General features: G+C 69.7%; 7 protein-coding genes. All 7 read left to right on the top strand.

Annotated features, from left to right (window positions below; genetic code table 11):
* The first annotated feature begins 105 nt into the window (after positions 1–105).
* The 7 genes from bcsD to FAZ69_RS28045 are packed head-to-tail and all read left to right on the top strand — an operon-like array spanning position 106 to position 12933.
* Complete coding sequence (gene bcsD / locus FAZ69_RS28075) at positions 106–657, top strand: cellulose biosynthesis protein BcsD (RefSeq protein ID WP_240702494.1); 552 nt, start codon at positions 106–108, stop codon at positions 655–657.
* Between the two features lie 36 nt (positions 658–693).
* Complete coding sequence (gene bcsP, locus FAZ69_RS28070) at positions 694–1455, top strand: cellulose biosynthesis protein BcsP (RefSeq protein ID WP_136898351.1); 762 nt, start codon at positions 694–696, stop codon at positions 1453–1455.
* Positions 1452–2240: a cellulose biosynthesis protein BcsQ gene (bcsQ, locus tag FAZ69_RS28065; protein WP_136898350.1), complete on the top strand. Its 789-nt coding sequence runs from the start codon at positions 1452–1454 to the stop codon at positions 2238–2240. The genes bcsP and bcsQ overlap by 4 nt, the downstream gene beginning before the upstream one ends.
* The gene (bcsA, locus tag FAZ69_RS28060) at positions 2237–4492 is read left to right on the top strand and encodes a UDP-forming cellulose synthase catalytic subunit (protein ID WP_136898349.1); all 2256 of its coding nucleotides are present in this window, start codon (positions 2237–2239) and stop codon (positions 4490–4492) included. The genes bcsQ and bcsA overlap by 4 nt, the downstream gene beginning before the upstream one ends.
* 3 nt (positions 4493–4495) lie before the next feature.
* Entirely contained in the window at positions 4496–7021 is a 2526-nt protein-coding gene (gene bcsB / locus FAZ69_RS28055; protein WP_304571744.1) for a cellulose biosynthesis cyclic di-GMP-binding regulatory protein BcsB, read from the top strand.
* On the top strand, positions 7022–8260 hold the full coding sequence (gene bcsZ, locus FAZ69_RS28050) for a cellulose synthase complex periplasmic endoglucanase BcsZ (RefSeq protein WP_136898347.1): 1239 nt from the start codon (positions 7022–7024) through the stop codon (positions 8258–8260).
* Positions 8230–12933, top strand: coding sequence for a cellulose synthase subunit BcsC-related outer membrane protein (locus FAZ69_RS28045; protein ID WP_136898346.1), 4704 nt, complete (start codon positions 8230–8232; stop codon positions 12931–12933). Before bcsZ ends, FAZ69_RS28045 begins: the two co-directional genes overlap by 31 nt.
* Positions 12934–12962 lie beyond the last annotated feature (29 nt).

Here is a 12962-nt window from a genome sequence, read left to right as displayed (position 1 = left end):
TTGACATTTGTTTACGGTGTGAATACACGGAATTAAGTTTTTGAGACAATTCCGCAATAAAATCGCGGGGCAGTGCGGATGCCGAGGCCAGCGCGGGCGCAAGTCATGCCCGCCGTCGCGCACCGTCAAGCAGATCGCAGCCGATCAACGCCGACCCGGGCACCCTTTTTCGTCGTCATGCAAGCACATACGTCCGCGATAGTCAGCTATTTCGCTGAGCAGCAGCCATCAACGCAATGGCGCGATTTTCTGACTGCGCTGGCAGAGGAATTCGACGCCCAGCTCGACGCCGCGCAACTGCGGCAGCTCATGGCGCGCGTCGGCGAGCGTTTCGCCGCCGCCCATGCCATCGAGGCATGCGACAGCCTAGACACACTCGCCGCGGCGCTGAACGCGATCTGGAGCCGGCTCGACTGGGGCTTCGTGGACCTCGTCGAGACCGACGACCATCTCGCGATCCAGCATTTCTGCGCGCCGCTTGCCGCGTTCGGGCCGAACGCCCACGCCTGGACGCCGGGCTTTCTCGAAGGCGCCTATCAATACTGGCTGCGCGAGCTCGGCGCAGGCAGCGAGCTGACGCTGACCCAGCTGCGCGTGGAGAACCCGCTGGCCCTGGAGTTTCGCCTGGTGAACGAAGGGGCCGATCATCGAAGCTAAGCCATGCCGGACCAGGCGGCCTAAAAGGGAATGGCAATGAGTGTCTCCGACGATATCGGCAATCTCTTCAAGAAGTTCGGCGGCAACGCGGACGCCTATCAAGAGGTTGCCCGCGACGACGACTCGCAGATCGCGCGCGCCCGCTGGCCGCTGTTGGCGACGCTCGACGTCGAGCAGCACCAGAGCGTGCCGACCGTGACCCTTCGCAGCGCCGCCACGCCGGTCCAGATCAAGGCGCCGCCACCCGCGGCCAACACCGTGCGCCCGGCGTCGCGGCTGCCGCTCTTCGGGCGCGCGCATCGGCATGCGACCCATCCGGTGCAGACGGTTGCGGCCCCGCCGCGTCTGGTCGGCGCGCCGCGTTTTGCGCCGACGCCGGAGGAAGAGGAGGAGGCGGCGGGCGAGGAGCGCGCTGCCGAGGCCCAACAAACCGCGCCGCGGCCGGCTCCCGCCGCTCCGTTGACGGCGAGCGGTTCGGGGCTGGCTGGCACGTTCGGCGCGAAAGCCGCCGGTTCGGCCAGCCCGGCGCCGTCCGGCGTTGCGGCTACGCCGCCGTCCGGCGGGCTGGCCGCAGTATTCGGCCGCGCCGCCGCGGCCCGTCCGGCCGCTTCTGCCGCTCCTGCCGCGAATTCAATCCTCGGCCAGCTGTTCCAATCTGCCGCGCCCGAGCCCGCAACCAAGGCCGGTCTTTCGACCCTGTTCCGCCGCCTCGAAGGTTCGCGCAAGAGCGAGCCCGAGCCGGCGTCCGGCAACGTCCTCGGGCGAGCGCGGTTCGACCTCCCCCGAAAACCGTCATGAACGTCGTCGCCGTGGTTTCCGCCAAGGGCGGCGTCGGCAAGACGACGCTGGCCGCCAATCTCGCCTCGGTGCTGGCCGGGCCGGGGCGGCGCGTGATCGCGCTCGATCTGGATCCGCAGAACGCACTGCGGCTCCACTTCGGGATGCCGCTCGACAGCATCGACGGCATCTCGCGCGCGACGCTCGCCCACGGGCCCTGGCACGGCACGATGTTCGATGCGCCAGACGGCGTCACGGTGCTGCCGTACGGCGTGCTGAACGAGGACGACCGGCGCGTCTTCGAGCAGCGTCTCGACGCGGAGCCCGAGCTCTTCGCCGAGGCGCTCGACGCGCTCTCGCTCGAGCCGTCCGACATCGTTCTGATCGACACGCCGCCGGGCGCCTCGGTCTACACGCGCGCGGCGCTCATGAACGCGCAGTTCGCGCTGAACGTGGTGCTGCCCGACGCGGCGTCGTATGCGGCGATCCCGCTGATGGAGCGGCTGATCGATGCCTACGCGGCGCCGCGTCCGGATTTTCTAGGCTTCGGCTACGTGATCAACCAGGCCGACCAGTCGCGCCAGCTCGCCAAGGATGTCGTCAAGGTGCTGCGCGGCGTGCTCGGCGCGCATCTCTATCCGGGCGTCGTGCATGAGGACCAGGGCGTCGGCGAAGCGCTCGCCTACGACACGACCGTCATCCACTACGATCCGCTCAGCCTGGCCACCGCCGACTTCCGCAAGTGCGGCGAATGGCTGCTCGGGAAACTGACCGGGCGGCGCTCGCTGCCGAGGAGCGCGGCATGAGCACCGTGTCGGACGAAGCCGGGGCGGCTGGTGTGGCCGCTGAAGCCGCGGCGGCCACGGAAGCCGCCGGCAGCTCGCGCTTCGCGCGCTTCAGCCGCCGGCTCGTGAACGCCCCCGCGTGGGGGAGCAAGCCCGTCGCGGCGCTCCTCCTGGTGTTCGCGCTCGCCGTGCTCTACCTCGTGTTCACGGTGCCGATGTCGCTCACGCAGCAGCTGATGTTCGCGACCTGCTGCTTCGTCGCCGCGCTGCTGTTCCGCCGCGCGGAAGGGCGCTTCGCGACGCTCGTGATGATCATGCTGTCGGCGATCGCCTCGGGCCGCTACATGTACTGGCGGCTCACCGAGACGACGTTCTGGGACCGTCCCGTCGACGCGATCTGGGGCGTGCTCCTGGTGTCCGCCGAGGTCTATTCGACGATCGTGCTGATGCTCGGCTACTTCCAGACCGCCTGGCCGCTCAAGCGCTCACCGGTCACGCTGCCGGCCGACCGCAGCGCCTGGCCGACGGTCGACGTCTTCATCCCGACCTACAACGAGCCGCTGTCGGTCGTGAAGCCGACGATCTACGCGGCGATCGCGCTCGACTACCCGAAGGACAAGCTCTCCATCCACGTGCTCGACGACGGCCGGCGGCCCGAGTTCAAGTCGTTCTGCGAGGAGGTCGGGGTCGCCTGGACGATCCGCTCGCACAACCGGCACGCGAAGGCGGGCAACATCAACGAGGCGCTGAAGATCACCACGGGCGAGTACTTCGCGATCTTCGACTGCGATCACATCCCGACCCGCTCGTTCCTGCAGATCGGGCTCGGCTGGTTCCTGCGCGACAAGAAGCTGTCGATGCTGCAGACGCCGCACCATTTCTTCTCGGCCGATCCGTTCGAGAAGAACCTCGGCACCTTCCGCAAGGTGCCCAACGAAGGCGAGCTGTTCTACGGCCTCGTGCAGGACGGCAACGACCTGTGGAACGCGACGTTCTTCTGCGGCTCGTGCGCGCTGCTCAGGCGCTCGATGGTGGAGGAGGTCGGCGGCATCGCTGTCGAGACGGTGACCGAGGACGCCCACACCGCGCTCAAGCTGCACCGCCTCGGCTATACCACCGCCTACCTGGCGATTCCGCAGGCGGCGGGCCTCGCGACCGAGAGCCTCGGCGGCCACATTGGCCAGCGCATCCGCTGGGCGCGCGGCATGACACAGATCTTCCGCATCGACAATCCGCTCACGGGGCGTGGGCTGTCGTTCGGGCAGCGGCTTTGCTACCTGAACGCGATGATGCACTTCTTCTACGGCATCCCGCGGCTCATCTTCCTCACCGCGCCGCTGTCGTTCCTGTTCTTCGGCGCGCACGTGATCCAGGCGGCGGCGAGCATGATCGCGATCTACGCGCTGCCGCACATGATGCATGCGAGCATCACCAACTCGCGGATGCAGCGGCAGTTCCGCCACTCGTTCTGGGCGGAGGTCTACGAATCGGTGCTCGCGTCGTACATCACTGCGCCGACGCTGCTCGCGCTCATCAACCCGAGGCTCGGCAAGTTCAACGTGACGGCCAAGGGCGGCAAGATCGAGGAGCAGTACTTCGACTGGGCGATCTCGCGGCCGTACTTGCTTCTGCTGGTGCTGAACCTGATCGGTTTCGTGGTCGGTCTCGTCCATATCTGGCTCAACGTGCAGTCGCAGAGCGAGGTCCAGACCACGGTGCTCAATCTCGCGTGGACCGGCTACAACATGCTGATCCTCGGCGCGAGCGTCGCCGCGGCGCGCGAGCAGCGCCAGGTGCGCGGCGCGCACCGCGTCGCGATGACGGTGCCGGCCTCGCTGCGCTTTTCGACCGGGCGCACGCTCGTCTGCGAGACCATCGACTACGCCGAGGGCGGCGTCGGCCTGCGGCTGCCCGCCTCGATCGAGATCCCGATGCACGAGAAGGTCCGCGTGTCGCTGTTTCGCGGGCAGGAGGAGTTCGTGTTTCCGGCGACGGTCACCTTCACGGCGCCGGGGCGCGCCGGCCTGCAGTTCGCGCCGCTCTCGCGCGAGCAGGAGCTCGACTTCGTGCAGAGCACGTTCGCGCGCGCCGATGCCTGGACCAACTGGGCCGAGGGGCGCCAGGCCGACGCGCCGCTGCGCGGCCTCATGCACGTGATGCGGGTGGGCTGCGCGGGCATCACGGGGCTTTTCGAGCACATCTATGCGGATTTCCAGAAGGCGCGGCGCATGCGCCGTCTGGCGGCGGCTGACCAGGCAAAGGACAAGAACTGATCTATGAGGAAAGGGCGTTGGGATGCGCGGCGGGTTCGGGCTTGGCGAACGGTCGGCGCGCTGATGGGGCGGGTGCGGGGCGTGTTGCATCGGGAAGTGCGTAACGGGCGGGGCGTCGCGGGCGGGCGGGCCGGGCTGGCGGCGGCGATGATTGCGTTGCTGGCGTTCGCGATCGGCACGGCCGACGCGCAGGACAAGGCCGCGCCGGCTTCCTCGGCCGGCGCGGCCGCGGGGGCTTCCGGCGCCGCACCGCTTGCCCCGGCGATACCGCTCATCTCCCAGCCCGGCGGCCAGGGCGCGCTCGCGATCCCGGCCGCGCCGCTCCTGGCCGCCATCGGGCGCGACCGGCGCAGCGCGATGCCCACCACCGCGGACGACGGCACGCTCGTCTCCGGCGGACGCCGCCAGAGCTTCACGTTCCAGCAGCTCGGCGCGCTCGATCCGCTGCAGCTGCACGGCGTCGAGAGCCAGAACGGCGTGCCGTTCTCGGTGCGTGCCGACGAAGTCGTCACCAATGCGACGCTGCACCTGATCTACAGCTACTCGCCGTCTCTGCTGCCGAACGTTTCGCACCTGAAGGTGCTGATGAACGGCGAGCCGGTCGCGACGCTGCCGCTGCCGCGCGAGCAAGCCGGCATGCTGGTGTCGCGCGACGTGCCGATCGAGCCGCGCTTCATCACCGAGTTCAACCACCTGAACGTCCAGCTGATCGCGCACTACACGCAAGGCTGCGAGGATCCGCAGAACAGCGCGCTGTGGGCGACGGTCAGCAACGCGAGCACGCTCGACATGACCTTCGCCGTGCTGCCGGCCAAGGCCGATCTCGGCACGTTGCCGCTGCCGTTCTTCGACCGCCGCGACATCCGCCGCCTGGAGCTGCCGTTCGTGTTCGGCGCGCATCCGAGCCCGGACACCATCGAGGCGGCGGGCGTCGTCGCGTCGTGGTTCGGCGCGCTCGCGGGCTACCGCGGCGCGCTGTTCCCGGCCCAGACCGACAACGCGCCGCTCTCGGGCAACGCCGTCGTGTTCGCGACGAGCGACGAGAAGCCCGCCGGCGTGACGCTGCCGGAGATCAATGGGCCGATGCTCGCGATCGTCGACCGGGCGCCGCCCGCGCGCGGCAAGCTGCTGCTCGTGATGGGCCGCGACGCGCACGAGATCAAGACCGCGGCGACCGCGCTCGGCATCGGGCAGGCGGCGCTCTCGGGCGCGAGCGAGACCGTCTCCAACTTCGTGCCGGTCAAGCCGCGCGTGCCGTACGACGCGCCGAACTGGCTGCCGACCGACCGCCCGGTGCGCTTCGGCGAGCTCGTGGATCTGCGCGATCTGTCGGTGACGGGCTACAACGCGGACGTCGTGCGCGTGAACCTGCGCGTGGCTCCCGACCTCTTCACCTGGCGCACCAAGGGCGTGCCGATCGACCTGCGCTACCGCTACACGGCGCGGCCCGCGCCGGACCGCTCGACGCTGAACATCAGCGTCAACAACGATTTCGTGCAGGCGCTGCGGATCCCGGCGCAATCGGCGTCGATGCTCGACCTCGGGCGCTACCTGAACCGGATGCTGCCGGACCACACCGCGTCCGCGCAGCACGACGTCTACATCCCGCCGCACCTGCTGACTTCGCAGGCGCAGCTGCGCTTTCACTTCTTCTACGACATGGCGAAAACCGGCGAATGCCAGGGGCAGGTCATCGACAACGTGCGCGGCGAGATCGATCCCGATTCGTCGATCGACCTGTCGTCGTTCCCGCACTACATGGCGATGCCGGACCTCGCCGCGTTCGCCAACAGCGGCTTCCCGTTCACGCGGATGGCGGATCTTTCTGAGACCGCCGTGATCCTGCCGAACGACCCGAACGGCAGCGACCTGAGCCTGCTGTTCGCGGCGATGGGGCGCATGGGCGCCTCGACGGGCTATCCGGTGACGGGCGTGACCGTCGCCAACGCGGGCGATGCCGAGAAGTACCGTGACAAGGATCTGCTCCTGATCGGCGCGCCCGGCAAGCAGCCGCTGCTCGCCGACTGGCAGAAGAACATGCCGTTTTCCGGCGCCGACGAAGGCCGCACGTTCCAGCTCTCCGACGTCGAGTACCGGCTCTCCGGCTGGTGGAACGGCGAACGCGGCGCCGAGCGCGCGGCGGCGCGGGCGGACCTGTCGCTCGTCAGCGCCTCGGGCGATGCGCTCATCACCGGGTTCGAATCGCCGCTCGCGAAGGGCAAGAGCGTGGTCGCGCTGATCGGCGCGGCGGGGCAGTCCGACTCGGATCTGACCGCTGCGCTGCTCGACCCTGATCTCGTGCGCGAGATCCAGGGCGGCATGACCGTGATTCACGGCCGCACGCTCGAGACCGTCTCGAACGGCGACATCTACTACGTCGGCAAGCTGCCCGTCATCGAGTACCTGCGCTGGGCGTTCTCGACGCATCCGGTCCTGCTGATGCTGGCGGGCCTGATTGCGGCGCTGATTCTCGCGACGCTCTGCTATCGCGTGCTGCGCGGGATCGCGGCGCGGCGCCTGGGGGATTGAATGACGACCAAGCCCCCGCGTTCGCGCCGTAAGCCGTCCCGGTTTGCCGCCGCGGCCTTGGGCGCCGCCGTATCGCTGGCGGCGCCGGCGTTCGCTTCCGGCGCCGCCCCGTGCGGCGATTGGCCGGTTTATCGCGAGTTCGTATCGAAGCTCGTCCAGGCCGACGGCCGCGTCGTCGATTTCTCGGTGCCTGTGCAGCAGACGACCTCGGAGGGGCAGTCGTACGCCATGTTCTTCGCGCTCGTCGCCAACGATCGCGCGACCTTCGACAAGCTGCTGCAATGGACGCGCGCCAACCTGTCGGCAGGGCGCTTCGATGCCGCCAGCGTCACGCTGCCCGCCTGGCAATGGGGCAAAAAGCCCGACGGCTCGTACGGCGTGCTCGACCCCAACTCCGCTTCGGACGCCGATCTCTGGATCGCCTACGACCTGTTCGAAGCCGGGCGTCTGTGGCGCGAGCCGGCCTATACGAAGCTCGCCTATGCGCTCGCGACGCAGATCGCGCAGCAGGAAGTCGCCGACCTGAACGGCCTCGGGCCGATGCTGCTGCCCGGCAAGCAGGGGTTCCAGAACGGCGGCGTGACCCGTGTGAACCCGAGCTATCTGCCATTGCCGCTGTTGCGCGCGCTGGCGGCGCAGATGCCGTCAGGCCCGTGGGCCAGGCTCGCCGAGAACGCCTTCACGCTCGTCAAGACCACCGCGCCGCGCGGCTTTGCGCCCGATTGGGCCGCCTACCGGGTCAACGTCGGCGGCCAGTTCATCGTCGATCCGGTGAAGGGCGACCTCGGCAGCTATGACGCGATCCGCGTCTACCTGTGGGCCGGCCTCGCCGCGCCGGGCGATCCGCTTGCCAAGCCGTGGCTCGCGTCGCTAGGCGGAATGCGCGAGCAGATCGCGGCGACCGGCGTGCCGCCCGAGCACGTCGCGACGACGAGCGGCGCCGTGAAGGGCGAGGCCCCGCTCGGCTTCTGGGGTGCGCTGCTGCCGTACTTCAACGCGCTCGGCGACGCCCGCGCAGCTGGGCTCGCGCAGGCGCACCTGGCGTCGTTCTGGAATTCGCCGGCGCCCGCCGCCAACGGGCAAGCACCGCAACCGAACCATCAACCCGCTTATTACGATCAAGTGCTGACGCTGTTCGGCACGGGCGCCGCCGAGGGCCGCTACCGCTTCGACGAAGCGGGCCGCCTCATGCCGCGCTGGGAGACCACATGCCAATCCGCCACCGCCCGCGCATTCTGAGAGCCGCTGCCGCACTCGCGGCCCTCGCCGCGTCGGGCGCCGTCCACGCCGCCGATCCCTCCGCCAGCGCCGTCCCCTCGGGCGACACGCCGCTCAACGTGCTCGTCCAGCAAGGCAAGTACTGGCAGGCGCACCGGCGCGGCGACCTGGCGCAGCAGGCCTGGCTGAAGGTGCTGCGCATCGACCCCAGGCAGCCCGACGCCTTGTTCGGCATGGGCATGCTGCTTGCCGACCAGAAGGACGGCAGCGGCGCGCAGCAGTATCTCGCGCGCCTGCGGCAGGCCGAGCCCGACTATCCGGGCGTCGACGACCTCGCCGCGCGCCTCGGCGAGACGAGCGTGCGCAACCAGGAGATCAACGACGCGCGCCGGCTCCAGCAGTCCGGGCAGGCGGCGTCGGCGGTGCAGGAGTACAAGCAGGCGATGAGCGGCAAGCCCGCGTCGCCCCAGCTGCAAATGGAGTACTACCAGGCGCTCGGCTCGACGCCGCAAGGCTGGGACGAGGCGCGCCAGGGGCTCGAAGCGCTTGCGAAAGCGCACCCGGAAGATCCGCGCTATCAGCTCGCGTATGCGCAGCACCTCACGTATCGCGAATCCGACCGACGCCAGGGGATCGCGCTGCTCGCGCAGCTTTCGAGGGATGCGACCGTCGGCAGCGCGGCGCAGTCGAGCTGGCGGCAGGCGCTCCTGTGGCTCGGCGCGCGGGACGCCGACACACCGCTCTACCAGGCCTATCTCGCCGCCGTGCCGAACGATCCGGCGATCAAGGCGCGCTTCGACGCGCTGACCTCGCAGGACAAGGCCGCGCGCGAGCGCGCCGGCCTGACGGCGACGGCCGACGCTCGCGGGCGCACGATCGGCGAAGGCTTCACCGCGCTCGGCAAGGGCGACCTGAACACGGCGCGCGCCAGGTTCGCGTCGGTGCTCGAGAGCTCGCCGAACGACGCGGACGCGCTCGGCGGCATGGGCGTCGTGCTGCTGAAGCAGGAGAAATTCACGCAGGCGCGGGACTATCTGCAGCGCGCCTCGCAGGCGGGCAACCCCGCGCGCTGGCGCGACGCGCTCACGAGCGCGACCTACTGGGCCTACACGAGCGAGGCGATCGGCGCCCGCAGCAACGGCGACACCGCGCAGGCGAAGACGCTCTTCGAGCGCGCGATCGCCGTGAACCCGAGCGACGTCACGGCGCAATCGCTGCTCGGCGACATGCTGCTCGCCACCGGCGACGCGCGCGGCGCCGAGGCCGCGTACCGGATGGTGCTGCGCCGCCAGTCCGGCAACCCCGATGCGATCCGCGGCCTGGTCGGCGCGCTCGCCGCCCAGGGGCGCGGCGACGAAGCGCTCGCGTTCGCCAATCAGCTGACCGACGAAGAGCGCGCGAAGGCGGGCGGCGCGAACGTGCTGCGCGGGCAGGCTGAAGCGGCGCAAGGGCAGGCGGCGCTGGCGCGCGGCGATCTCGGCACGGCGCGCACGTCGTTCGAGGACGCGCTCCTCAACAATCCCGACGACCCGTGGCTGCGGCTCGATCTCGCGCGCATCTACGTGCAGCAGGGGGCGCTCGCGAACGCGCGCAGCATCATGGACGGCCTGCTCGCGAAGCATCCCGGCATGCCCGACGCGCTCTACGCGAGCGCGCTGCTCGCCTCGGAGATGCAGGACTGGCAATACGGCCTGGACCAGCTCGAGAAGATCCCTGCCGACAAGCGCACGGCCGCGATGACGACGCTCCAGCATCGCCTCTGGGTGCACCGGCAGGCGGACCAGGCGACGGCGCTCGCGCGCATGGGGCAGGCCGCGCAGGGCCACGCGCTCGTGGCGGCGGCCGAGCCGGTCGCCGGCAACGATCCGGAGCTGGCCGGCGTGGTCGCATCGGCCTACGTGGCGAGCGGCGACGCGAACCGCGGACTCGCGCTGATGCGCAACGTGCTGGCGATGAATCCGTCGGATGCGGGCGCGCTGCTCCAGTACGCCGGTTTCCTGCTCGCCACGCAGCAGGACGCCGAGCTCGGCACGGTGATGCAGCGCGTCGCCGGCATGCGGCTGAACGCCCAGCAGCGGACCGACTTCGACAAGATCAACCTCGCGATCGTCGTGCGCCGCGCCGACGCCGTCCGCCAGACGGGCGACCTCGCGAGCGCCTACGAGGTGATCGCGCCGTGGCTCGCGGCGCGCCCCGACAACGCGGACCTGCAAGCGGCGCTCGGGCGTCTCTACACGGCCTCGGGCGACGACAACAACGCGCTCGCCTGCTACCGGATGGCGCTCGCGCAGCGCCCCGGCGATGCCGGGCTGTGGGTCGCGGCGATGAGCGCGGCGGCCTCGGCGAAGGATTTCAGCTACGCGGAGACGGCCGCCAACGCGGCCTTGCGGCTCACGCCGAACGATCCGCAGACGCTGGCGGCCGTCGGCCGCATGTACCGCGCGCAAGGCAAGAACACGCTCGCGGCGGAATACCTGCGGCGTTCGCTGCTCGCGCAGAACGCGCCGGCCGTCGCGGCAAACGGCGCGCAGCGCGGCGTGCCGCCCGGCTGGACCTTCCCGTATCGGCAAAAGGGGCCGATTCCGCTGCCCGGCACCAATCCGTTTGCCGGCAAGAACGCTGCCGATGCCGCCGGCGCGAGCGCCCCGGCACTCTCACCGTATTCGACCCAGACCATGCCCGCCTATACCCCCCCTGTGGTACCGGCGCCTTATGTCGCGCCGGCGGCGCCCGCCGCGCCTGTCAACTCCTATGCGCCGCTGGCGCCGCAGTCCGCGTCGGATGGGACGCCGAACGCGAGCGGCTATGGCGCCGATCCGTACGCGGCCTCGCAGTCCGGGGCGAGTGGCGTGGCGCCGGGGCAGGCGTATCCGGGACAGGGCGGCTACGCCCAGCCCGGGTATGCGCCGCAGCCGAATTACGGACAGCCGGCGCCGTATGGGCAGGCAGGCTATGCGCAAGCCGCGCCTGGTTATGCCGACACGCCGTGGCCGACGGCGCCGCAGCAGGGGTACGGCCAACCGGCGAACGCCGGCGCGCCGGCTGCCAAGGGCGCCAAGAGTTCGAAAACGGCGCGCAACGGCGCGAAGCAGACGGCCCGGACCGCGGCTGCGCAGAACGGCTATGCACAGCCGTATCCGCAGCAGCAGGGGTACGGCCAACCGGGGTACGGCCAGCCTGCCTATCCGCAACAGGGCTATTACGGCCAGCAGGCGTACCCGCAGCAGGCGGCGCCGTATCCGCAGCAAGGCTATGCGCAGGCGCCTTATCCGCAGCAGCCGTACACGCCGCAGCCCTACGCGCAGCAGGGATACGCACGTCAGCCGTATCAGCCGGCCTATCCGAACCAGCAGCCGTATCAGGGCTACGTGCCGACGCCGCCCGCGCCTTACCCTGCACAGAACACCAACGCCGCCTACGCCCAACTTGCGCCGGCGGCCGCAGCCACGACCGCGCAAGCCGCCAACGCGGGCTACGCGCCGCCTTCCGGCGCGGCGGTCCAGCAACTGAGCGTGGAGGAGGAACTGGCGCAGATCAACCGCGAGCAGACGAGCACCGTTTCGGCCGGCGTGCTGATCCGCAACCGCGCGGGCGAGGACGGCCTGTCCTCGCTGACCGACATCGAGACCCCGATCGAAGGGCGCATCCACGCGGGCGACGGCCAGGTCGTCGTGCGGGCGACGCCGGTCACGCTCGACGCGGGCACGGCGGCCTCCAGTACGAATACGCTCTCGCGCTACGGCGTCGGCGCGATATCCAGCAGCGTGCCGGCGCCCGGCTCGCAGGACGCGACCGGCGTGGGACTCTCGGTCGGCTATGAAAACCGCTACGTGAAGGCCGACATCGGCTCGACGCCGGTCGGCTTTCGCGAGACGAACGTCGTCGGCGGCGTGCAATACAGCAACGCGTTCACGGACCAGACGTCGTACTCGATCGGCGCATCGCGGCGGGCCGTCACGGACAGCCTGGTGTCATACGCGGGCGCGCGGGTGACCGACGGCTTCGGCAACACCTACAAATGGGGCGGCGTGGTAAACAACGCGCTGCGCGGCGATCTGGGCTGGGACGACGGCACGAGCGGTGTTTACGTGAACGGCCAGTTCCAGTTCCTCATGGGCGACAACGTCCAGGACAATATGGGCGGCAAGGGCGGCGCCGGGTTCTATACGCGCCTCGTGAAGTCTTCGGATCAGACGCTGACCGCGGGCGTGAACACGACGGTCATGGGCTATAGCAAGAACGAGTCGTACTTCACGTACGGGCAGGGCGGCTACTTCAGCCCGCAACTCTACGTGATCCTGAACTTCCCGCTCGAGCTGATGGGCAGGAACGGGCTCTTTACCTATGACTTGAAGGGCTCGATCGGGATGCAGCATTTCCGCGAGGCGAGCGCGTTGTATTTCCCGACCAGTTCGACAGTCCAGAGCGAGGCCAAGGCGACTGCGATCACGCCGGATTCGGGGGCGGTCTATCCGGCGTTCAGCAAAACCGGCTTCGCCTACTCGCTCGCCGCGACCGGCGAATATCAGGTCGCGCCGCAGCTGACCGTCGGGGCGACCGCGTCGCTCGGCAACGCGTACCAGTATCGCGAGTGGGTGGCGGCCGTCTACGTGCGGTATGCGTTCAACAAGCAAGGCGGCATCCCGGCATTCCCGCCGTCGCCGCTTCAGTCGCCTTATCTGCAGGCGAACTAAACGGTGCACCGGCCGCGGCGCACCAGGCC

The organism is Trinickia terrae (assembly GCF_005144415.1).
GTDB lineage: Bacteria > Pseudomonadota > Gammaproteobacteria > Burkholderiales > Burkholderiaceae > Trinickia_A > Trinickia_A terrae.
This window is presented reverse-complemented; position numbering and strand designations above follow the sequence as displayed.